At 54.2% G+C, this 23,042-nt stretch carries 19 protein-coding genes and 2 pseudogenes; 8 read left to right on the top strand and 13 right to left on the bottom strand.

From position 1 onward, the window contains the following. Position 1: 1 nt before the first annotated feature. The 4 genes from E2484_RS07695 to E2484_RS07680 are packed head-to-tail and all read left to right on the top strand — an operon-like array spanning position 2 to position 7,357. The gene (locus E2484_RS07695) at positions 2 to 1,120 is read left to right on the top strand and encodes a hypothetical protein (protein ID WP_137284617.1); all 1,119 of its coding nucleotides are present in this window, start codon (positions 2 to 4) and stop codon (positions 1,118 to 1,120) included. Next, a complete protein-coding gene (locus tag E2484_RS07690; protein WP_321112108.1) occupies positions 1,117 to 3,411 on the top strand; it encodes a VirB4 family type IV secretion system protein in 2,295 nt (764 codons plus the stop codon). The genes E2484_RS07695 and E2484_RS07690 overlap by 4 nt, the downstream gene beginning before the upstream one ends. After that, entirely contained in the window at positions 3,408 to 4,526 is a 1,119-nt protein-coding gene (locus tag E2484_RS07685; RefSeq protein WP_137284616.1) for a hypothetical protein, read from the top strand. Before E2484_RS07690 ends, E2484_RS07685 begins: the two co-directional genes overlap by 4 nt. Further along, positions 4,523 to 7,357, top strand: a complete 2,835-nt coding sequence (locus E2484_RS07680; protein ID WP_137284615.1) for a type IV secretory system conjugative DNA transfer family protein — start codon at positions 4,523 to 4,525, stop codon at positions 7,355 to 7,357. Before E2484_RS07685 ends, E2484_RS07680 begins: the two co-directional genes overlap by 4 nt. Positions 7,358 to 7,656: 299 nt before the next feature. Here E2484_RS07680 and E2484_RS07675 read toward each other — a convergent pair whose 3' ends face one another. Continuing rightward, positions 7,657 to 8,295 (bottom strand): hypothetical protein, encoded by a 639-nt coding sequence (locus tag E2484_RS07675; protein WP_137284614.1) that lies wholly within the window; start codon positions 8,293 to 8,295, stop codon positions 7,657 to 7,659. Positions 8,296 to 9,340: 1,045 nt separating this feature from the next. Between E2484_RS07675 and proC the strand changes: the two genes are divergently transcribed. From proC to E2484_RS07660, 3 genes are read left to right on the top strand one after another with little or no spacing between them, the layout of a single operon-like run. Continuing rightward, positions 9,341 to 10,114 (top strand): pyrroline-5-carboxylate reductase, encoded by a 774-nt coding sequence (gene proC, locus E2484_RS07670; protein WP_137284613.1) that lies wholly within the window; start codon positions 9,341 to 9,343, stop codon positions 10,112 to 10,114. Further along, positions 10,107 to 10,994 carry a glutamate 5-kinase gene (proB, locus tag E2484_RS07665; protein ID WP_137284612.1) on the top strand — a complete coding sequence of 296 codons (888 nt, stop codon included), beginning with the start codon at positions 10,107 to 10,109 and terminating at the stop codon, positions 10,992 to 10,994. The genes proC and proB overlap by 8 nt, the downstream gene beginning before the upstream one ends. 3 nt (positions 10,995 to 10,997) lie before the next feature. Beyond that, positions 10,998 to 12,326, top strand: a complete 1,329-nt coding sequence (locus tag E2484_RS07660) for a glutamate-5-semialdehyde dehydrogenase (protein ID WP_137284611.1) — start codon at positions 10,998 to 11,000, stop codon at positions 12,324 to 12,326. Between the two features lie 174 nt (positions 12,327 to 12,500). Here E2484_RS07660 and E2484_RS07655 read toward each other — a convergent pair whose 3' ends face one another. The 6 genes and pseudogenes from E2484_RS07655 to E2484_RS24825 form a co-directional block, all read right to left on the bottom strand. Beyond that, on the bottom strand, positions 12,501 to 12,641 hold the full coding sequence (locus E2484_RS07655) for a DUF2080 family transposase-associated protein (protein ID WP_137284610.1): 141 nt from the start codon (positions 12,639 to 12,641) through the stop codon (positions 12,501 to 12,503). 473 nt (positions 12,642 to 13,114) lie between these two features. Continuing rightward, positions 13,115 to 13,648 (bottom strand): Rrf2 family transcriptional regulator, encoded by a 534-nt coding sequence (locus E2484_RS07650; RefSeq protein ID WP_137284609.1) that lies wholly within the window; start codon positions 13,646 to 13,648, stop codon positions 13,115 to 13,117. 104 nt (positions 13,649 to 13,752) lie between these two features. After that, a pseudogene (locus tag E2484_RS07645) lies at positions 13,753 to 14,046 on the bottom strand (aldo/keto reductase); the annotation flags it as partial. A 295-nt stretch (positions 14,047 to 14,341) separates the two neighbouring features. Then, positions 14,342 to 14,653, bottom strand: coding sequence for a hypothetical protein (locus tag E2484_RS07640; protein ID WP_137284608.1), 312 nt, complete (start codon positions 14,651 to 14,653; stop codon positions 14,342 to 14,344). A gap of 16 nt (positions 14,654 to 14,669) precedes the next feature. Next, entirely contained in the window at positions 14,670 to 15,944 is a 1,275-nt protein-coding gene (locus E2484_RS07635) for an RNA-guided endonuclease TnpB family protein (RefSeq protein WP_137284607.1), read from the bottom strand. Beyond that, the gene (locus E2484_RS24825) at positions 15,919 to 16,080 is read right to left on the bottom strand and encodes a hypothetical protein (RefSeq protein WP_170977267.1); all 162 of its coding nucleotides are present in this window, start codon (positions 16,078 to 16,080) and stop codon (positions 15,919 to 15,921) included. The genes E2484_RS07635 and E2484_RS24825 overlap by 26 nt, the downstream gene beginning before the upstream one ends. Positions 16,081 to 16,213: 133 nt before the next feature. Here E2484_RS24825 and E2484_RS07630 point away from each other — a divergent pair, with 133 nt between their 5' ends. Further along, a complete protein-coding gene (locus E2484_RS07630; protein WP_137284606.1) occupies positions 16,214 to 16,408 on the top strand; it encodes a hypothetical protein in 195 nt (64 codons plus the stop codon). A 247-nt stretch (positions 16,409 to 16,655) separates the two neighbouring features. Here the strand turns inward: E2484_RS07630 and grpE are convergent, their stop codons facing one another. From grpE to E2484_RS07600, 6 genes and pseudogenes are all read right to left on the bottom strand, one after another. Continuing rightward, positions 16,656 to 18,803: a nucleotide exchange factor GrpE gene (gene grpE, locus E2484_RS07625; protein ID WP_321112442.1), complete on the bottom strand. Its 2,148-nt coding sequence runs from the start codon at positions 18,801 to 18,803 to the stop codon at positions 16,656 to 16,658. A gap of 151 nt (positions 18,804 to 18,954) precedes the next feature. Continuing rightward, positions 18,955 to 19,356 carry an HVO_A0114 family putative DNA-binding protein gene (locus E2484_RS07620; protein ID WP_137284604.1) on the bottom strand — a complete coding sequence of 134 codons (402 nt, stop codon included), beginning with the start codon at positions 19,354 to 19,356 and terminating at the stop codon, positions 18,955 to 18,957. A 5-nt stretch (positions 19,357 to 19,361) separates the two neighbouring features. Then, positions 19,362 to 19,712 (bottom strand): toxin-antitoxin system TumE family protein, encoded by a 351-nt coding sequence (locus E2484_RS25455; RefSeq protein WP_137284603.1) that lies wholly within the window; start codon positions 19,710 to 19,712, stop codon positions 19,362 to 19,364. A 287-nt stretch (positions 19,713 to 19,999) separates the two neighbouring features. Next, a pseudogene (locus E2484_RS25945) lies at positions 20,000 to 20,490 on the bottom strand (hypothetical protein). Beyond that, positions 20,483 to 21,163 (bottom strand): nucleotidyltransferase domain-containing protein, encoded by a 681-nt coding sequence (locus E2484_RS07605; RefSeq protein WP_137284602.1) that lies wholly within the window; start codon positions 21,161 to 21,163, stop codon positions 20,483 to 20,485. Before E2484_RS07605 ends, E2484_RS25945 begins: the two are co-directional and overlap by 8 nt. Positions 21,164 to 21,442: 279 nt before the next feature. Beyond that, a complete protein-coding gene (locus E2484_RS07600) occupies positions 21,443 to 23,014 on the bottom strand; it encodes a S9 family peptidase (RefSeq protein WP_137284601.1) in 1,572 nt (523 codons plus the stop codon). Positions 23,015 to 23,042: the final 28 nt, after the last annotated feature.

The raw sequence follows: 23,042 nt of genomic DNA, 5'->3' as shown, positions 1-23,042 counted from the left end.
GATGACAATCGATAGAGAATCTGCTTCACGACGGATTATGGACCAGTTTGGCGAGGAGAATCGGATTCCCTTCCTCAATATTGAGGAGGGCGATATTGGCGTCCTCATCGGATTTCCAATTGGAGGATTACTGATAGCTGGATTTCTCGGACTTAACTCGTTTGTCCTTCCACTCGTTGCAGTGGGCCTCGGTGTTGGTGTTGGGATTGTATACACAACGCCAACTCACCTCACGGCATGGGGATGGCTGAAAGATGCCTGCCGATACCTGAAACGCCCCCAAGTAACAGACAACGGAGTGTCTGGCGTTGAGTCTTCACAGTATCAGGAGGCTGAACGGCAGAACCGGATTCGTAGTTCTACAGCGTTCCAGCCTGATGAACGAACACAGGATTTGACGAATATCAAGCGGGCGTGGTCTGGCGTAGGTGCAATCCAGCGGCCCGACGGTGCGATGGAGGCATTCGTCGAGATCGAGCCTGCAAACATGGATTTTTCGATGTCTGATAATTGGGCGCACGTACAGGAGACAGCCCAAGAGTTCGCAAACAAGGAACTAGATTTCAAACTGAAATTCCACGCTACCACCCATTCATTTCCAGTAGAGAAATTGGTAGGTCAAATTGATGACCGACTTACCGACGAGGACGTACAGCAAAACCCAGTATTCACTGAGTTGTTAGAGGAATACCGGGCAAAACGGCCAGCGGAGATGCGCGATCGCGGGACCCAACAGGTCCGGTATTTCATCGGCGTTGAGGTCAATCGACTCGAGGTGTTCAATCGATATACTGACGAGCACACGCCAGCGGAAAAACTGACCACCCTTCCCGTAATCGGATTTCTATTCAATCCGTTCGTCACCAGACGTGAATCCCTTTCAGAGACGGAATTCCGAGCGAAGATGTTCGAGAAGTTGGACGACCGAGTGATGACTGTCCGGAGTGAACTTATTCAGAATATTCCGGGGTGGTCGGCTCGTCGACTCAGTACAGTCGAACTGTTTGTTCTGATGATGGACTTCTGGAATGGTGAGGAGCACGACTACGGAGATAACCAGGAGGTTGTCCGACAGCAACATGCAGTAGGACACTCCCAACGCGGAGGTGATGTAGAATGAGTGTTGGGTTCACTATCCTGGTTGTAGGCCTCTCGATAGTGGCAGAGCTATCCCGAGCGCTGCCACGTGTTGTTTCGCCAGCGGGCTTGATGCTGTACGGACCGGGTGTACTCGCGGTAAGCATCGGTCTCAAAAAAGCCTGGAATTGGTACAGTTCCACTGTCGATAGCGAACACCAGGTTAACTTCTCCAGATTCATCGACGAACCCGCCCAAGAGGAACGTGGCCGTGAGCAACCAGTGCCGGATGACCTCGGAGAGTTACAGCAAAATACAGTTGCTCCAACAGCTATCAAGTGGGAAACCCGGAGTGCTCTGGTCGGCGAACAATGGACTACAACGATGTCTATCGTCGACTATCCGGACTATCCAAGTGATGGGTATCTAAGCGACCTCTTCGAGATGACTGACGTCGAGTTCGACTTAACAGTTCATCTTAACCCGAAGAACCGCCAGAAGGCTCGACGTGAACTACAGGATGCTGCTGACGATCTGCAAGTTGACGCTGACCTTGAACAAAGCGTCCGAGGTGCCTATCTACAGGAGCGGGCGGACGAAGTATCTGCGACGTACAAAGCCGTCGAAGGCGGGCAGAACGTGTTCGACCAGGGGATGTTTGTCACGGTTCGAGCGGACACGAAAGCTGAGTTGAGGGAGTCTGCCCGTAAGGTCCGCCGAGCACTTCGCGACGATCCAGCAAACCTCACACCAAAGACGGCCATCTGTAAGCAAGATCTTGCGCTACAGTCGGCGGCACCAATTGGCCCGAATGTGTTCGGGCGTGAATCGATCGCACTCGGGGGTGCAGTCGGTGCGTTGCTCGCATCACCGAACACTCCGAATATCATCGAAGAGGGTGGCGTCGAATTTGGAATTCACAAGGATACTCGAAGTCCGGTCGTCATCGACCCATTCGCTCGCGAGAACGGCTACGCGATGTTCACAGTCGGCGATCCAGGGTCTGGCAAGTCCTTTGGCGCGAAACAAAACTTCATCCGGTCGATTGAACAGAGTCAAGATCGCATCGGAATTGTTCTTGAACCATTGAATAATTGGACTGGTGTCTCAGAGGCACTCGGCGCTGAACGAATTACCATCGGTGGGACGCTGGGGCTCAATCCGTTGGAAATCAAGCCGACGTCTGATCGGGTTCAGCGGTCAATGGGTGAAGACGCCAGTCCGTTCAAAGAGAAACTCGATGACGCGATGAGTTTCTTGACCAACTATTTCGCGTTGCGCGGTGTCGAGTTGGGTGATCGCCGGACGACATTGGAAGTCGCACTCGAGAACGCCTACGAACGGAATGGCATCACAGAGGATATCGGGACACATAGCAACGACAGTCCGACCATCCGCGACGTGATGGATGTCCTGCAGGACATGATCGATGATCCGGAGACGTTTGTTGTGCGTTCGACCGCAGAGGCCGAGAAGATCCGTGAAGACGCGAAGTGGCTGATTGACCAGTTACGGCCATTCGAGGAAGGCGGTCGGTATGCGAACCTCGGCAAACCCACCGAATTCGATATCCGAGACGAGAAGACAATCTATCTCGACCTCGGACAACAGGAAGGCAGTGTCGGTGGCAGCACGAGTCTCCTCATGCAGTTGTTAATTTCGCTAGTGTATGAGCGGGCAAAGGAGACCGACAAAGAGGTCGTCTTCGTCATTGACGAGGCGCGGTATATCATGCAGGACGCGTCGAATCTGTCATTCCTCGAGACGGTGTTCCGCCATCATCGCCATCACGACCTCAGCATTCGATTGGTAACCCAGACTGTCGACGAGTTCTTCCAGCACGCGGAGTCAGAGGCGATTCTCGACCAGTGTGCAATCAAGCAGTTCCACCGACTCGACGGCATGGACGAGGACTGGGCTGAGGAGTTCGGCCTGAACTACGCACAAATGCGGTACGTACAGGACGCTGTTCCCGGGAGCGAACAAGCAGGCTTCTCAGAAGCATTGGTCGGTGTCGACGGAGAATGGCGTGGCATCGAAGTCCAAGCGATGGACAAAGAACAGCAAGTTATCGACTTCAACCCACGAGAACAGTCATCCACAGACCTGCCCGGCACTAACGGAAGTCAAGAAGAACTCAAGGCGTTCAAAGAACAGCTGAATCAGTCTACGAGCCCTAGTGGACAAGCATTCCCTGGGGGAGCATCGCCTGCCGAAACTGACGGCGGTATCGATATAGAGGACTCCGAAGGACAAGGCCAAGACAGCACTTCGTCCGACTCGGGTTCCGCTCGTGAGAGCGTTGAGGACGAGAATGGAGGTCGTGAATCATGACTGGTCGCTTCCCTCGGGTACGGCAGGTTGGTAGTCAAGTGCGTGAGACAGCAGGTGGTGTTCGGCAATGGCTTGCTGGTGGCCCCGAGACATGGGTGCCTACAGAGGACGAAGTTGAGTTCCTGCAAGGCACTGCGGATTCGGCAGGTTCGGTTATTCGGGTACGGCCACGGAGCGATGAGAATGAGATTATCGATGGCCGTGAGGTACTTCCTGCATTCCATGTGGTACAGACAGACCTCCTCAAACGCAACCAAAGCCAAACCCATGCGTTCGAACTCTGGGGGAACGATGGTGCCGTCGAATGTGCCTATGTTCCCGGTGAACAACACATGGCCGACCGGGTTGAGGGACAACTGACAAGCCAGTACCGGGATGCAGAAGTTACCCGTAGTAGACCACGACTGCCTGTGCTGGAGTCCGGCCAGCATATCGCAGCGATTTCGCTGTCGCTAGGACGTGAATTGTTCTACCCAATTCGGCGCCATGACGTCGAAGGATTTGAAATAGATCCATTTAGGCCACTAATCACGGAGATACTCGGCCCTGATACGGCTAGTCAAGTAGATGCACTTGTCCAAGTCGTGTTCAAACCCGCTAAGGGGAATTGGACTACCGGCGGCTGGTTCGGGGGAAACGTCGCTGATGCCGCTGAGTACCTACGGACGCCCGAAGTGAAAGGCTGGTTGAGTACGTACGAGGTAGACCCGTCAAAGACGGAGCGTCGGGCGGCAGAAGTTGTGCAATCCCAGCGTGGAAGCGATGCGTTCCATACAGACATCCGTGTTCTCGTGAGTGCTGAATCACGGTTTGCTGCAACGAACCGGGTCTGGGAGATCGCGCGAGTATTCGAACAGTACTTCGATTCTATGATCGGGCAAGGCTTCCAGATTACACAGCACCGTGGGTCTGATATCGAACACGCTATTGAATCAGCAGTCGCTCGCCAGTTGATGGACGCTGAAATGGTGCTTACTGTTGATGAATTAGCTGGCGTTGCACATATCCCAGCTGCATCCCTGATGACTCCCCCATTGGACTGGACCGATATGACGCCATATGACCAACTACCGTCGAACGCAGAAACGTTCGCCCAGGAGGACGAATCGCCGTGAGATTCTCGCTCCCTTTCCTGAATCGGTCGGCCGGAACAAGCGACGACGAGGAGTCATCGATGGCCGAATCGGTGGGTGCTCAGTCGGACTCAAATCAAGACGAGAGTGTAGAGGCGTGGCCGTATGCATTCGAGCAAGACGATAGTACGTCTCGGCGTGGCAAGGAACTTACCGCGACCGGCACGGTAGCCAATGAGGAGGAGACGTTCGCTGGGGAATGGCCACGCCGAATGATCGAACACGCTCAGGAGAACCCCGAACAGGCGACGTGGATTGGCTATGGAAAGGCTGGCGTTCAAGAAGCCGGGATTTCGTTCGAGAATCTCACTCAACACATCGGGGTGTTCGGGACAACCGGGTATGGGAAGAGTACCGTCCTGCAGAACATGCTCCAACAGTGGGCGTACGGTGATCACGGCTGGTGTTTCATCGATCCAAAAGGAGATGGTGCCAGTGAGCTACTCCAGTTATTGCCAGCAGAACGGTTAGACGACGTTGTTTGGATTGAGCCAGGGTCCGAGAGGAATCGAGAGGTGGGGTTCAATTTCCTTAATATCGGGCTTGAGCCGAATCATCCCCAGTATGACGCGGCAGTCGAGGCGCTCGTCGACGATTTAGTCTCGCTGTTGCGTGCTGAACGATACTGGGGTGCGCGAATGGACCGTGTCGCCCAGAACATGATTCGGGCGATGCACCGGTCCAGCTACGACTATACATTGCTGGACATGTACTACGCGCTGCTGACGGAGGACAACCGCCAGCAGTTCGCCGACCACGTCTCTGAAGAACGGATTGAGTTCATTCAGGAGTACACTCAGAAGATCGCCGAACTAAGCGATAGTTCGCTTGAACCGTTGCTTGGCCGGTTCCAGCCCTGGGTTGAGAACCCGATTACTCGGCGGCTGATTGCACACCGTGACTCACCGCTAAACATCAGTGAAGCCGTCGAAGAGGGGGAACTCGTTGTCGTCCGGAATGGTACGGAAAGCACGACGATTGCGAACATGATTGCGACTGCCGTGATGCGGCGTGTCTGGACAGCAATCAAGGCTCGGAAAGCACGTCCTGAGAGTGATCGTGATCCGTACTTCCTCGTGGTGGACGAGTTCGACGCGGTCGTAAACGAGGAAACCGACGTTGAGGCGATGCTCTCGAAGGCTCGTGCGATGAACATGGGCGTCACGCTCTGTTGCCAGCAGCCATCACAGCTCCCAAAATCCGTCCAGAACGCTATTTTCGGCAACTGCAACACGTTATTGAGTTTCCGTCCTGGTAATCCGAGTGACGCGACGGCGATCGCAAAGCGATTTGGCGACCTCTCGGGAAGCGAACTTAATGAGACACCATCCTATCACGCGTGGCTGCGATTAACCCTCGGTGAAAACGATGCGCTGTCCGACCCAGTTCGCATCAAGACGTTCGCACCGTATCCACCGCTCCGTTCAGACGCAGAGGCTGAACGTGTTGTCGACCAGAGCTTGGTCACGTATGGTCAGTCCCGGCTTGACGATACCGAGATCAAAGACGCACTCCGATTCGATACACCGAGAGATGACCAGAGTGAAAACGGGGAGAGGTCCTCGACTGATTTGCAGTCGGTGATGGCACAGGCCGTCTTTGCTGCAAGCTGTAAGGAAGACGGGGATGGAAGGTGGGTTTCTGTTGACCAAGTAGATGCAGAGTTTCACACGCGGATGGAATCGATGGCGACGAGCGAGTTAGCGAACCTCCGCGAACAGATGGCAGGTGATATCCTCGAATTACAACGCACTGAGGGAGAAGTCCATGTGCGACTCACCTCAAAGGGAATGTCGTCTCTGTTCGATACTGGTTCCTCAGCCAGTGGTGGACGGGATGAACATCGCCTGATTCTCCGGCGAGCATTCGAGTACTTCACCAAACTCGGCTTCCACGTTGAGTTGCCGACCCAGGATGGGACAGACAAACCTGACGGAGTGGCCGAGTTGCCGGTTGACCCGATGGATGCAGAGACCTTTGTCGAGTCACGGGAGAAGGAACAGCAGTTGCGCAAGGAGTATCCTGCCGTGTATACCGTGAGCGATGGAATGAACCTCAGCATCGAGGCCGAGACCTCGACGATCAAAAAGCCAATGCAGACGCTGTCGAACCTCCGGAAGGCGATCAATTCAGGGCGGAAGTGCGTCTTTGCGTGCAAGGACGGCAGTGGCAATCATGATGAGTTCGGCTATTGGGCACGACGAGGTGAACAAATCCTCTACGATACCTACCGTGCTGGAAACCAGACACGGATTGACGACTCGTCGCTAACCTTCGTGAACGAAACAGACGCGAAGGGGAATCGGCGGTTCTACAATACCGGATCGCATCTCAGTATCGACGATAGTGTCTATCCTCTACGGCCACAGACTGCAGGTAGCGGTGTCTGGGAAGAAGACGGTGAAGAGATTGTGTTCCAAGATAGCGATGGGAGGGAACACGCTCGGTTCGCCAGTCCTGCTGATGTGGCGAGTCCGTCAATGGAATCGGTTGATGCATACTACGAACGACTCAACGACGAGTTCATCGTTCGTACCAATGGCGAGAAGTACGTGTATGGGTCGCGTGAGGAGTTGGAGGACGACTGGACACGAATATACAAGCCGTTTATTCCAGAAAACGAGTTCGAACAGATGCCAACCGAGGATGATTTCGTCTTCATTGTCTTCCCCGATGCCGACAACGAGACTGTAACGGAACCTCAGATATACGAGACGGGTGATTTACATCCCGTCCCAGCAGGGACCTCGCAAGAAGCAGGCGATAAGCCAGGAAACGCTGAGAATAAGTCCTCTGCTCGAGAGTTTTGGTAACTCAATCAGTCTGCCTGATAACCCCAGTTAGCACTCCATAGCTTCCGGTAAATAGCCACGGGCGCGGTGGCCCGTGGCTTCTTCCCGTAGATTAATCAGATACACCTGCGACACCATCGGTCTGATAAGTCGTAGTGTGGAACGGTGCTGTCGCTCATCCCCACCTCTCAAAGGTTGGCTTCTGCTCGCTATGTGTCACGACTATGCGCCACCTCCAGCAGCGCGAGAACGAGCAGATTGCAAAAGAGCACGGAGACAACCTCTAGGAGTACATCGACCACGTCTTGCACTGCGTCCGGCTACTGATAGTCGTGAAGTGTCCCTGTCGTGTTGGGTTGGACTTCGTTCTCGAGGAACTGCCGCATTGCGAGCATCGCGTTCCACAGTGTCTCAAACTCCTCCTGTTTATCGTCCGCCCACCCACCCATTGCTTGCTCTTCAATTACGCCGAGACGCTGTTCTATCTGCGAGAGCTGTTCTTGCTGGCTTTCGAGTTGCTCCTGAAGGTCAGCAATCTCATCCCTATCAGAGGAGGAAGTCGCCTCCGAGGAGCTATCTGACGCTATGTTCTGGGCTTCAAGCGTCTCAATCCGTGACTGCACGTGGTTAAGTTGTTTAGTAAGTTGTTCGACCTTGCTAGGGAGATTCTCCAGCGTTAGATCCCCCTGTTCTTCCGGGAGTTTTTCAGCAAGTTGTTCGCCTTCGGCAGTGAGTTCGATTTGTTTCGGCGGAATAATCGCCCCTTCCGTATCGACGCGAGACGATTGTACGTAGCCGGCGGGTTCCAGTTTCTCGTTCACTCGATACAGAATCGCGTTGTTATCCTCAATTGCTGAGTGGTCCCGAATCTCTGACGTAGTGGCGCTTCCATCTAATTGGCTCAGCGTTCGAAGGACGGCTTCTGCTTTCCAGTCGAAATCCTGCTGCTCGACGTCCATACTCTGTCTCTTGAACCCAACGGGAAAAGTCCAAAGAAATCTCCAGCAGAAATTCGACTGTAGATTAGACTACAGAATTTCGACTGTCGAAATTCAGCAGTCAAATTTGACTGCTGATTCTGCTGTATTCTACTGCAGACTCCCACTACGTTGTCTATAACCGGTTACTCAAATGGATCCAAAGGAAGATCTGTCCAAGAGATTGTTTCCGAGATCGGGGCCCACCGGTGTGCTCATAGATAGGAGATTAGTATGATTTTTCAGGAAAAAGATGGGTTAAGGAGCGGGAACTAATTCCGATTCCCAAGAGGATTCAAGAACAAGGAGATATCCCTGGCAGGGACAAAATAACCGCGAAGCCCATGAGGACGGTTAGTGCCGATGCCACGAGCGCGTAGCCCAAATGTAATCGCATCTCTGGAGTCACAGTTAATATTTTCTCCCGTCAAAAAACCGGGCTATCTTGCGGTTGACGGGGCAAGTAGCCCGGTGTTGTGTGCTAATTTTCCAGCACACTGGTGGCGGTGTCGCGTCAGATGACAGGCTGACAAAGACAGTCGGTGAACAACCGTGGCTTTGTCATAGGTGCTCGCAATGGCCCGCATAAGCGCGATAAATCCAGTTTGGGTTTTGGCGTAGGTATCGCGCTGGCGGTGCGTCTGTGATACTCTCCCACAGATGAATAAATAATCGGGTGCAGGCAATCTCTAGTGGGTACTAGTACGGACCGTCATTAGACAGTGGTACAAGATCGGCATCCTCTAGCTGGTTCAACGCGTACCGGACCGTCCGATCAGGTAAACAACGCCTCGTCGGTCGACCGGGCTCGGCCATCACTCGCGATACTACTCGGTATATACACTAATACTGAAATCCATTGCTGTAATCGTTCCCATTCGACAGATAACTCTGCCCTATCGGTCGCCACCTGACCAAGGCTTTCATCTTCAAGGATGGTAGGAGGCCAGTCTGTGTACTCCGCTTTTTCTGCCTGTGTAGAAAATCGTAGAGGGTATCATCCGCGTGTGAGTATAGTGGGATAGTAATGGTTGATGCCAGCGTTATCGGATGTGGCCATATGGGGAGTGCTCTGGTGAAGGGGCTCTCCCAGACTGGTCGTCACAGTGTGACGGCGTGTGATATCGACGAACAGGCGCTCGAAGATGTGTCGGAGTACTGTACGCGAACGACGACTGATCTTGCAACTACAACCGAAGCCGATGTTGTCTTCGTTGTTGTGAAGCCTGATCTCACCGCTGAGATTGTCGCTGATCTCGATCTCTCGGCGGAGCAAACTCTCGTCTCTATCGCTGCGGGTGTATCGATGGACGTCCTCAAGAATCAAACTGACGCGAACATCGTCCGGGTCATGCCGAATCTTGCCGCAGAGAACGGACATATGGCTGCGGCCGTATCGGGAGAACTTGGAGACGATGTGCGAGAACTCCTTAATGACGTTGGTGTGTTCGTCGAGATTGATGAAGCGCAGATGGACATCGCGACCGCGGTTAATGGGAGTGGGCCAGCGTTTGTGTTCTATCTGCTGAAGGCCATGGCCTCGGCGGGCGTAGATAGTGGGTTACCCCCGGAGGATGCGAGAATACTTGCCGCCCAGACGTTTAAAGGGGCTGCGGAGACGGTGCTGCGCTCCGACCGAGAAATCGAGGAGCTCGTCGACGCAGTATGTTCCCCAAAGGGAACGACCATCGAAGGGATGGAAGTCCTCTGGGACAGCGATGTCGAGGAAACGATCGGCAATGCAGTTACGGCGGCCGAACACCGAGCAACAGAACTCGCAGACAAAGTTGACAATGAGTGAGTCAATCGAGAACAACAGCGTCGAAATCGAGACGGTCGACAGCGATATCGTCAATCGAACGCGGGAACTTGCGGCTGATGCCCAAAGAGTCGTCGTCAAGGCCGGAACAAACTCACTGACGGACGGGGCATCCAACCTCGATACCTCAAGGATCGACAAGCTGGTCGGCGATGTTGTCGGGCTCTTAGAGCAGGATAAACAGGTAATACTCGTATCGTCTGGGGCGGTCGGTGCGGGCAAGGGCCAGTTGGGCTTCTCAAACGAGACTATCGAGGAGTCCCAGGCGTTGTCCACTATCGGACAGTCCCAGATCATGCGGTGTTATACTGAGAGTTTCGATCGGTACGATCAGACGGTCGCACAAATCCTCTTAACCGAGAACGACTTTGAGGATCCCGACCGGTTCACTAATTTCACGAATACCATCGAAACGCTTCTAGAGTGGGGCGTTATCCCGGTCATCAACGAAAACGACGCCGTCGCCACAGAAGAACTCCGAATCGGCGATAACGATATGTTATCATCGTCAGTCGCCATTGGTGTTGACGCGGACTTGTTGATTACACTCACCGACGTTGGCGGTGTCTACACTGACAACCCCAAGGAGAATCTTGAGGCAGAGCGAATCGAGGCCGTCGGCAGCAACTACGCAGAAGTCCAGCAACTCATCGACGATAGTTCGACGGCATCCTTCGGCGGAATTCAAACCAAGGTGACCGGCGCGCGCTCGGTCAGCGAACACGGAATTCCTGCCGTCATCGCGAAATTCACTGAACCGGACGTGTTAGCAAAGATCGGAACCAGCAAAGCGGTTGGAACAATCTTTGTCCCCACCAACGGCCTGAGCAACAACGCAGAAACCACTCAAAACGACGTGTGACCTATGAGCGAGAAATCCACCGAAACCAAGATTCAAGAGGCACAGACTGCCGCGCTAGAAATCGCACAACTATCTGACGACGAGCGCTCGGCGGCCCTAGAGTCGATCGCTGACGCCATCGACGCACGACACGACGAAATCCTCAAGGCCAACGAAACTGACGTCCGTGAGGCTGAAAAGCTCCTTGAGGCTGGCGAGTACAGTCAGGCTCTTGTCGACCGCCTCAAACTCTCGGACGCAAAGCTCGAGAGCATCACGGAGATGGTTCGAAGCGTCGCCACCCAAGAAGACCCCCTTGGAAAGACCCAAACAGCGCGGAAACTCGACGAGAATCTCGAACTCTACAAGTCTACAGTTCCAATCGGCGTCATCGGCACTATTTTCGAATCCCGTCCCGACGCACTCGTCCAAATCGCCGCACTCAGCCTCAAGTCGGGCAACGCGGTGATACTCAAAGGCGGCAGCGAAGCAAGCCAATCCAACAGGGTGCTCTTCGACATAATTCAGGATGCGACATCCGACATGCCCAACGGATGGTCACAACTCATCGAAGCCCGGGCAGACGTTGATACGCTACTCGAAATGGATGATTCGATCGACCTCGTTATGCCGCGGGGGAGTTCGGAGTTCGTGAGCTACATCCAGGACAACACGAGCATCCCCGTGCTCGGCCACACCGAAGGTGTTTGCCACGTCTACGTCGACGACGCGGCAGATCTCTCGATGGCGACCGACATCGCCTACGATGCGAAGGTGCAGTACCCTGCCGTCTGTAACGCCGTCGAAACCCTCCTCGTTCATGACACTGTCGCCGAACAGTTCCTGCCAATGATCGCCGACCGCTACGAGACTGCCGGTGTCGAAATGCGGGGCGACGACCGCGTTCGCGACATCATCGATACGGACGTTGCTACTGAGGAGGACTGGTCGACCGAGTACGGTGATCTAGTTGTCTCAATCAAAGTTGTCGACTCAATGGAGTCGGCTCTCGACCACATCACAACGTATGGGTCGAAGCACACGGACTCGATCGTTACTGATGACTCCGAGCGAGCCAGTATCTTCATGCGGAGTCTCGACTCGGCGAGCGTGTTTCACAACGCCTCGACACGATTCAGCGACGGCTACCGATTTGGTCTCGGTGCAGAAGTCGGCATCAGTACCGGAAAAACCCATGCCAGAGGCCCAGTCGGCCTTGAGGGACTAACGACCTACCAGTACTATCTCGAAGGCGACGGACAGGTCGTCGGCACCTACGCCGGATCCGATGCGAAACCCTTCCTTCACGAAGACTTTGACGGAACATGGAATCCCGGATCTCTCTCCGAGTAGTGTCCTGACAGTCTAGATCACCCACCACCTTTGTGGTGAAGTACCTCGGGGGCAAGCCCCGAGGCACTCGCCTCGCTCATCTGTAGAGTTTCTACAAGTATCTCGGTGATAGTCCAGCGTCTCCCGCTAGCTTTCTGTCGGCTTAAGGCGATACCTATAGTTGTAGTTCATCGGCTACTCGTCGGGTTCGGACGTTCGGACAATTTTCACGTCTGCGCCACGCCACCGCTTTGGAACAAGGACGTGTGCGCCGTTGCCGGTGGCTTTCACCTCGCCCTCGATGACTTCGTGGCCTTCGATTTCGTGCCTATCCATCACCAGTGTTTATATATAGTTTCAACATAAGTGTGTCGGTGCGTGGGCCTGCAACAAGACAGTGTATGCGAGATGATGACGGCGGTGTATCCCCTCCCTACTGCGTCCTCAGAAATCGAAGGTTTCTGATGTGCGAACGAGACGCGAAGCGTCTCGTTAACGCTACTCGGTCGCTTCGCTCCCTGTGTTGCTCCTTGAGGAAGGGGCTTACCGCCTGTAATTAGCTAAAGACGCAGGCCTTCCTTCTCAAACCCATACTGTCGGTTCACAATTGTACTCTCGGAAGTGCCCAACTAGATAGTCGAAACGCAAGTTGCATTCTTATTTCTGGAACACAGTATCCAACTATATTTGAACAATCACAAATGAAGGGCAACAATTATTATGGGTAACAGTAACATATTGATAGCGGCGTTAACCGCGTCGCTCCCTTCGTTGGTACTGCGGGCTAGCACCCCGATATCACTGCTAAATTAGTGTTCAGGTTCTTCAGCTGGTGCTTTGATGGATTCGATTTTCAAGATGAGGATGTTGCTGGTGTCGTCCTTGCCGTCGACGGAGCCGTTGACGACAAGTTTCGACAGCGGTGTCGGGCCGACTTGCACTGTATCACCCTCATGGAATTCACGAACTGAGCCGCGAACATGGATCTCGGCCCGGCAGAGCTCAGGGTGATAAATACTCGTAAGGTCGATCTCTTCAACATTGGCATTATCGACACGGTCGCCTTCATGCAATAGAGGGATTTGTGCTGCCTGATCCATCTCCTGCACTCCAAGTACGTCAAAAGCGTTGGCAGTTGGCTTGTAGCCGCCTTTGGGGCCGGGAACGCCTTCAACGAGCTGTAGCGCTTTCAGGCTCTGCATCTGATTGCGAATTGTGCCGGAATTGCGGTCTACTTCTTCGGCAATCTCTTCGCCTTTGACCGCGCTCTCTGACTCGCGGTGCAGGTTGACGAGCGCCGTAAGAATCGTCTGCTGGCTCGACGTCAAATCAATCGATGACATTAATAGAACCTCAGTAAGATGCGGTCTTAAATCACGCGAATCCACCGAGATCAGGGGCGAAGTTACTCGGGACCGAGACCTTCTACGGTGCGGTGACTGGCTATCTCGATAGGGCGATGGACGTACAGGAGGTCGAAGTAGTCGAGGTCTAGGCGGTCGAGGCTGGCCTCCGTCGAGGCGACCACGTCGTCGGGCGCGAGACTCGTCGCTCACACCTTCGTGGCGATAATCAATTCCTTGCGGGAGACATCGCTGGCCGTGATTCCTTCACCGACGACGGCCTCGTTCTCGTAAATCCGTGCGGTGTCGAGGTGACGGTATCCGAGCTCGATGGTGCGTTCGACGACTGCGGGGTCCTCGATGCCCATCGTCCCTAAGCCGACCGCGGGGAGGTCCATGGCATGCGATTCAGAAAAGAGATCGCCTAAACTCTCACGGTCGGTTCTCGCAACCGAACATGACTGAGCACGCACCTGACGCAGGCTACTTGGTTCGTGGCCTCCTCTGCAACGTTCGCAGGCACGACAACGGTACGCTGATCAAGTGCGAGCGCGCCGAGGTCAGGAGTAGTGATAGCCTCTGCGCGATCAGTCACGGTCCAGCCGGTGGGCGCAAGTGGAGCGATGTCGGCATCCCCGAAAAGTCTCGAGGCTTGACTCCGAGGCGGTTCACGGTTGTAGGCCGTGGAGACGGTCAACGAACGGGCTGGTCGTCGCGTTCCCAGAGTACTTGCAGCGGTGGAATCGATTTGATTTCGTCTTCGTCGAGAAGTGACCAGTGAATCCCTTTCGGTTTCGGTGGCGTATCTGCGACCGTGATTGTCTGGGTTGGCGTTACGATTGTGTCGACGATGGTGTCGTGGTCTTCAACAATTGCATCAAGCCCCTCTGTTTCTTGGATCACCTGAACGTCGTGGACGGCAGCAAGCACGTCTGTCGATGGGGTTGCGAGCCCGATACGGCGCAACGTGACATCCTCCCCGCCGTGAACGGCGGGGCTTCCCACACGGTGGGAATGCCAGTTAGTCGTCGCTGGCAGTGGGTTCCGACTCTTCGTAGGCCGTGAGCGTCATCTGCGAGGGTGTCTCGCTCGTCTCACGGTGAGCCGTGGCCGTGTCACAACGGCTCCCGTCCTGTGGCGAGTCATCGTCTGCCTGTTTCCACGGCAGACTCTCTCCCCACGGGTTGACGCGCCGTGCGATGTTCGCACTCGCGTTGATGTCTGCTTGAAACATCGATACGTGGCAGTCTGGGTTCTTGCACGTGAACTCGGCTTGCCGAGGCCGATACCCGATGTGCTTGCACGAGTGGCACGTCTTCGAGGTGTATTGTGGGTGAACATACTGAACCGGAATCCCCGCGTCTCGTGCTTTGTCCTCGATACGGCCCTGCAAGCGGGCGAACGCCCATGAGTGCAGGCGTCGATTCATGTACTTCCCGTAGTCCAGTGACTCTCGGATGTACGCCAAGTCTTCCATCACGATGACGGGGTTCTCGAACTGTTGAGCGTACTCGACGGACTCACGAGACGCCTTCTCGATGATGTCAGTGAGTCGGTTCTGGTAGTACGAGAAGCGTTCTTCGACGCGCCACTCGGATGCGTCTCGCTCTTGCAGACGCGTGAGCGTGGTGTGCATCTCCTTGCGGAGTCGCTTGGCTTCGTTCCCGTTGATGAGCAACGGTTTGGTGGGAGTGCCGTGCTGGAGGGCACAGCCCGTGACCAGCATAGACTCCCCAATATCGAAGCCGACCCGAGTCGGGTTCTCGGGCATATTGGTCGTATCTTCGACCTCGTATTCGACGGTGACGTGGAGCGTCCACGTCTTCCGATGTTTCTGCAAGCGAAGTTCGCCCACCTTCGTACTTGACTCCTCATCGAGGAGGTCGTCCCACAGCCCCTCTTGTTCGGGATTCAGTCGGAGTGGAATCCAGAAGTTGGTTCCGCGACCGGGCTGTGGAACGTTCCAGCAGATTTCGTACTCACGCGAAGAGTCCCGGTCGAACTTCCCGGCTCGATTCACGAATCGAAGCGGGTGTTCGTCGTCCAACTCGTTGGCGTTGTACGTGTTGTGGAGTTTGGGGACGTAGGATTTGAGGGCATCTTTCGCTTGATACGGCAGGTTGTACGGCGTCACCACGTCGTTCGTGGCGCTCATCGTCGTACAGTCTTGCTCGAAGGCGTCGTGGAGTGCGTCACGATACTCAGACAGGGTTTGCTGGAGGCGTTGCTCTTTGCACCGCGTTGGTGGTGCGAGCGTGGCTTCCAGTGTCTTATTCGCCGTCTGAGTCGTTGACATCGTAGCCTTCGGATTCGAGTGCTTTGCGGAGGAGTTCAGGGTACGCGCGGGAGTGGCGTATTCCGTGGTCGCGGGCGTATTCCTTCACGGCTTCGTGAAGTGGCCCGCCTCTCTCCATATCGAAGTCGGCCCTCATCCGTCTAAGCGTAAGTTCTTACGTAAGTTAAAGATGGCGGTCGGCATTCGGGTCGAGCATCAGAACGTGGTTAATGGGAGGGTTGTCGGATTCCCTCCCGGCCTAAAGGGCGGGATTCCCTCCTTGTAGGAAGATGGAACGGGCGAACATCAAAGTTCCACGTGAGTTGTTCGAAGAGCTACGCGACGACAAGGAATCCGAGACCTGGAGTGCGTATCTTCGTGAAAACTGCCTTGAGTCAAAGACAGGCGAGTTCGAGGAGCTACATCGACGGCTTGATTCTTTGCCACAGGAAACCGCTGAGGAGATCGAACAGCGACTCCGATAAATGAGCAGAAGGGCCACAGATTTGTCGTCTCGGGAGCACAGACGGAAAGCAAGGGGGAGACTAGTCCCAGAGTGCTTGAATTAGGGCGTCCAACTCCTGCAATAGTGTTGGTGAGTAACGGCTGGCATAACCCAGAGTCTTCCTGTTCGACAAATCCACGGGTGCGTCCCACCTACAAGAACAGGGTGACTGCAAACCGTACTATCCCAACGCTTGGGATTTCTCGGGCTTTAGCCCGAGGAGGATGTCAATTACTGTCACTAACGAGGACCTTCGCTGGTTGTCGTACGACGTTTTCGTGTTCATATCCTGCACGTACGACAATTAGAACCTGGTTTGCAGGCCGATCACTTGAAACCGTATCGATCACTTGATGTCTGGTTGAATCAACTACTGTTCCTGGTTCTGGATCAATGATGGTAATGCCAGCGGTAGCAAGTGTTTGATCGATACTGCCGACTGCGTTCTCGATATTCGTCTGAAGTCTAGCCGTGTTCTCAGATTCGGCTTTGAGTGCCATTTGTAGTCCATTTTGAATACGTTCGAGTGCTTCCAGAAGCGACTGGAGCGACGGATTTACTTCTTCTACGTCAGAGGACTCCGAGAGGCATTGTCCGAACCGTTTAACAATTAATTCTACACCGTGCTCAACTTGCGACGGGTCACTTCCATCAGCGTCGACGGCTTGTGACAGGTCGTTACGTATCGAAAGCACATCTTCGAGGAAACTCTCAGCGGACGCTGCAGAATCGAAGTCTACCTGTTCAATTGGAGTACCCCCTGAGCCACGTGCGTCTTCGGGACTTCCATCTGATTCACTATCTGTATCAGAACCCTCCTCGACGGCCGGCTGTGGGACTCTCGCAGACTTTTCTGGGGTGTCTACTGTCGATATTCGTCCTACTGCTGCACTATCGAATATAGAGTGATCTATCGAAGATGACCGGGCGTTGCAGTTGACGTCGGCGAACGAGTCGCGGAGACGGTCAACTCGGTCACTGGAAAGGCCGACTGCGTGATGAATGTCGAGTTGCTCCTGAACGTTGGTCTCTGTGTCGACTGCATCGACCATCAGATTCCCATTTTCGTCGATATTGAAGCAGACTTCTATTTCGGGGGTTCCTGTTGGCCCTACCTGAATATCATCGAGGTTGAGGGCCCCAAGGAACTCATTGTCGGTCACCGTTTCGTTTTCGCCTTCGAAGACACGGAGTTCGACTGCGGTCTGCTCGTCAGTCGTAGTTGTGAATTTTTCTGGCGCTTGCGTCGGGATGGTAGTGTCCGCTTCGATTAGCTGCTCAAACCCGTCCTGGACTTCAAGACCGAGCGACCGGGGTAGTGTATCCAGAACAACGACATCGTCAACCCTGCCGGACAGGACGCCAGCCTCAACGGCAGCCCCCCGTGCTACGGACCCAACTGCATCGGCCGGTCTCCGGGGTGGTTGCCCACTTGAGTCACGAATCCGAGACTGAATGTGCGGCAAGCGAGTCACTCCTCCCACGGCGATAACATCGTCAATATCTTCGCCGGTATACCCAGCCATAGCTATCGCTTGCTGTATTGGCTCGACAAGTTGGTTGCCGAGTTGCTCTGTTATCTGTACGAGTTGCGTCCGACTCAACGATTGTAGCAGTCTCGTCGGCCCAGACTGAGTCGAAATTGTACACGACATCTGGGTAGAATCATGGCTTGCAAGGGTACAGACAGCCTCGGTTGCGGCGTCTTGGAGTTGTTGCGAGTAGGGTCCATCAGCAGCGATGCGGACGCCAGACTCGGCCTTGGTCTCTTCACAGAACCACGTCACAACCTCGTTAATCCAGTGATGACCCCCGAGTTCAGTATCGCCAGTCGTCGAAACCACCTCAAAGACGCCACCGCCAACATCTATGATTCCGACGCTGGTCGTAGCAGCCCCGACGTCCACTACTAAGAGAGTGCGATTCGTCTCGTCATGCGTCTCCGCGAGAGATACCGCAGCAGGGGCAGTAAGAAGCCGCACAGTGTCGAAGCCTGCTATCTGCGCGGCCTGCGTTACCGCTCGGCGCTGTCGGAGAGAGAACTGTGTCGGAACACCGATTGCTGCGCCAGTAACAGCAGACTTGAGGTATGTTTCGGCATCCTGTTTCAGCTTCCGAAAAACGAGTGCCGCCACGGCCTCCGGACGATAGGTCTCCCCAGCAATTGCCACGCCCTTCTCACCCATGTACGTCTTGATTCGACTGACAGCTCTATCTGAAGCCGTCCGACCGACGGTGATTTCACCAGGGAACGAAACAGTCGAGGGAGTCGTGCGAAAACCCGAGGGCGTCCGAATGACCCTCGGAATCCCTTCTTCAAGGATGGCTACGGTGCTTGTTGCAGTACCAAAATCGATTCCGACAAAACGTGACATGATGAATCTATAACGTGTAGTAGTTCGTCGCATCCCTGGAATTTCAACCTTTTCCATAGATTTTGGAGTATTCTGACGGCAAAGCGCACCACGTCACCCCCAGCTGAGTCCACTTGGCCGTTCATCGCTTCATTCAACGGATTGGATAAGATCAGGCCATTGCTTGGGTGTCGCCTTGATCGTGTGCAAAGGGACTGATAATGAGATCGTCGTAGGGGAAGATGGGGCGTTTGGATTGGCCGTTCTCGTCGAATTGAATGATGCCGAGGGCTTCAAGTTTCGTTAACTCCTCGTGGACGTTTTTTACATCCCGGTCGACGAGACGAGCAGTCTCTCGGATACTCTGGGGCTGCTGATCTCGAATGACCCGCAGCAGAGTGTATGTGCGTTCGTTAAAGACCTTGTCGAGCTGTTTTTCGTTCGCGAACGTCACCGTCGGTGGCGTATCGACTGGTTCACCGTGGGTAAGTTGCTGGATTGCTTTGCGCCCTTCTTCATGCATTTCTTGGCCATTACCGATCGTGACGATGAGCACGTTCTGTTTATCAGTCATCTCTATCACCTAGTATCGTTGTCGCTGGATGGTGTGAACCGTTGTTTTGGAATTTCGTTCCAGAACTGTTCGTACAACTTTTCCATTCCTGGGAAGTCGATGTACTCCGGTTCTGGGTCGGGTGCGACATGCCGTTCGTGTCCCTTTGTATCCTCGTGTGCATTATCGTAGCGCCGAATCGTCCCATCATCTAGCGTTTCTGGGTCCGGTGTCAGTTTCCCATAGTGGAGGGTATACCGCCACCCTGACGGATAGGCATCGTCTTGAGTTCGGCGAATCGATATCCGAACCAACGTCCCATCGTCGTAAACATGAGAGCGTTCGTACTCATCTAAATTGTCAACCGTCGGTACCATCCACACATGTTGGTTCTACGGCCAACACAATAAAAGCGTTGGTAATAAAACCAACGCTAATCATCCGATATATCGGTTTACCTTGCTCCACAGAAAACACGGACGAATCGAGGACAAAAGGACCTCGATGTTCCCATACGTGGTATAGGGAGGGATCTCCCGTAGCTGCCAGCACTACTATCAGAGATAATAAACGAAGAAGATACACCTGCAACTCTTACTAACCAAAGTGCGGTTTCCGCGAATGCATTTGTGAGTAGCCTAAATTAAATCAATACATGCTATTACTATATGTTACAAAGATATTCATAGCCCTGTGAGGAGCGACCGACGATGAAGGTGTGGTTCTCGCGGGCGAGTTCGTACATTTTTTTGGCGCGGTCCGCTGTGGCAAGTCCATCCTGATAGTAGGTTTTCGCTCTGTGATCGCGCCAAAGGTCTGCGAGGTCCTCTGCTATGGCTTCAGCGAAGATGCCAGCTGAGGCTGCCTCTCTATACACACCGGGATGGTACCCGGTAAATCGTCGGGCTGCATCGTCCCACGTTCCAATAGTCGGAATTCGACAGTTCGTTCGATTGCGACAAACGATGCTTCAATTACGAGAGTATAGTAGCCTGCTTCTTGGAGCGATTCAGCGCCAGCGAGTAACCGACACGCTTTCTGCAACTGAAGCAAGGCAGCATCATCGACATCAAGTCCGTGTTCGATGTCGGCTGGTCGACGATCGAACGCCGCTTGCACCTCGTCAATGAGTTGCTCAATACGCATACTACCCATCGTTGAACACCGCCTTGCGGACCGACTCGAAACGGTCGTCACTGTATACTGTAATCCCTTCCTCTAGTATCTCTTGGAGTTTTGCCCCTGCTCGTTGTGCACTCTCCTCAGATTCCACGTATGGTTCAAAGTCGAATCGATCCCCGTTGAACCGTCGTTCACTGAGGTCGCCAACCACGTCTGTTACGAGACGCCGTGCGCTGGTCCGATCCCCGTCGACGACGATGAACAGGTCGATATCACTCTGTCTATCAGCGTTGCCACGAGCGACACTCCCAAAGACAACAATTCCAAGGAGATTATCAACATCATCGACCTCAGTAATAGCTTCACGTACCTTTTCAACGAATGCGCGTATCGGTTTGTGAAATTCGGTTTGTTCGATGCCAAGAATCGAATCGGCTTTCTGTAAACGGTTCGGGTCGATTGAGACGTAGTTTCGCTGTGGCGTTTCCCGAATCCGAATTGCCCCAATACTGTCGAGTAAGTCGACTGCTCGCCAGACTGTTGAACGAGTTACTTCCGTCGCGTCTACCAGCTCTGGTATTGTGAACTCCGTCCTGTGGGCGTCAGCTAGCAGGCGGAGAATGTCGTCGGCTGCCCCGATGCGAAAGACGTTCCTATCGTCACCGGGGTACGCGTCGATGCACACCCTTATACCTTGTTTCGCCATATCAGACACTGTCTGATATTATGCAACGAGGTATAAAGAAGCGACGATACAAAAAACAAACCATTGTAAATAAAAATCGGCCAGAATTGGAGTCCACGCTTAATCTCACGGCTTCAGCCACAGATAACTCATAGGATACAACTGGGATAACAGTGAAGAAGACATGCTCCCACTTGGGATACACATGCAACGTGCAAACATCAAAATCACGACAACGTATTGACCTCCTCTCGCGCCTGAAGACGCGGAAATCCTCGCCCTTCAGGGAGGGGGAGGATGTCAATGGGTCTGTTCGGTGGTTTTCTCGATGGGGACTCGTCGATTGAGGAAGTCTGCAAGGATGTTGAACGCGCGGATTTTCTGATCGATGTCTGTGGAGCCGTGGCCTTCCTCGCCGAGTTCGTTGTATTCGAAGTCTCCGTTGGTGCCCGCTTCGTAGCCGGCGTCCTCTAGTGCGTCTCGGAAAAGCCGTGCCTGGCTAATTGGGCATCGCGGGTCGTTGACGCCGTGGACGATACAGAGCGGCGAATCGAGATTCGTAACGTGTTCGATGGGCGAACGCTCGCGGTAGAGTGCTCGATTTTCTTCGGAATCACCGAGATACTTTTCGAGCATGGATTTGAAGTGAGGCATCGACTCCTCGTAGAGCGCCAGTAGGTCGGTAATGCCGATCCAAGCAATGCCTGCGGCATACAGCTCTGGGTATTGAAGCATCTGCATGTATGCTGAGTATCCACCATAGGAGCCGCCGAAGACCGCGATTCGGTCCTCGTCGACCCAGTCTTTTTGAGCGAGCCAGCGGACGCCCTCAGCGATGTCGCCCTGTTCGGCACCACCCCAGTCATCGTTGATCATGTTTTTGAATTCACGACCACGCCCGGTGGACCCGCGGTAGTTGACCTCCAGCACGCTGTAGCCACGTGTCGCGAGGAACTGTGCGTACAAATCAAAATCTCGGAGGTCCTGTGTCGGCGGACCGCCGTGTACTTTCACGACTGCTGGCGACGGCCGTTCGCCCGAATCATAGACGAGGAGTTCTATCTCCACCCCGTCATGGGATTCAAAGGTATGGTAGTCGCAATCGACGAAACCCTCTGGGTCGAGGTCGCCATACTCCGGCTCAAGTACCGTTCGGGTTTCGCCGGTTTCGAGGTCATGAATGAGTAATGCCGAACGCTGCGTCGGGGTTTCTTGGGTAAGCAGTATTTCCGACTCCGAGAGAAGAGCGGCATCACCGTACCCCGGGACGGAGGCAACACCCTCGGGCAGATCGAGTTCTCGGGCTCGGCCTGACTCAAGGTCGTAGACAACCGGAACGACTGCACACTCCTGTGTCCGAGTCGCTAAGAACCCACGTCCGTCCGGAAGGAACGTCGTCGGAGACTCAACGTCCTCCTCGTCCGTGTACCAAGTCACGTCATCTTGTTCGAGATGATAGACGCCACACCGGGGCTTGTCGGTCGAGTTGTCCGAAACGAGTAAGCGGTCACCGTCGGGGTGCCAGTCGACTACACTAGCTTCAGCACCAACCTCACCGATTTCGAGATTTCGGGCGTTCGACCTGTCAGCGTCCGCCACGTAGACGTCCCGGTTATCGAGATCGTCTGTTTCGTTCGCCGTGTACGCTATCTGGTCGGCGTCAGGAGAGTAGTGACCGTGCCGAACTGGTAAACGGTACTCTGGGAGTTGGGTTGTCTTGCCGGATTCACGGTCATGTTCGTAGAGGTTCAATTGGTCGCCTGCGTCACTCATGAACAGCAGTCGACTGCCGTCTTGACTGACGTCGGTTATCATGCACTGGCTATCGTTTTCGACGATAGCTTCGACTTCGCCCTCGTGGTCGACGGCCATGATGTCGTTCTGCTCGTCGCCATCGTCG

Source organism: Halorussus salinisoli (assembly GCA_005239435.1).
Taxonomy (GTDB): Archaea; Halobacteriota; Halobacteria; order Halobacteriales; family Haladaptataceae; genus Halorussus; species Halorussus salinisoli.
This window is presented reverse-complemented; position numbering and strand designations above follow the sequence as displayed.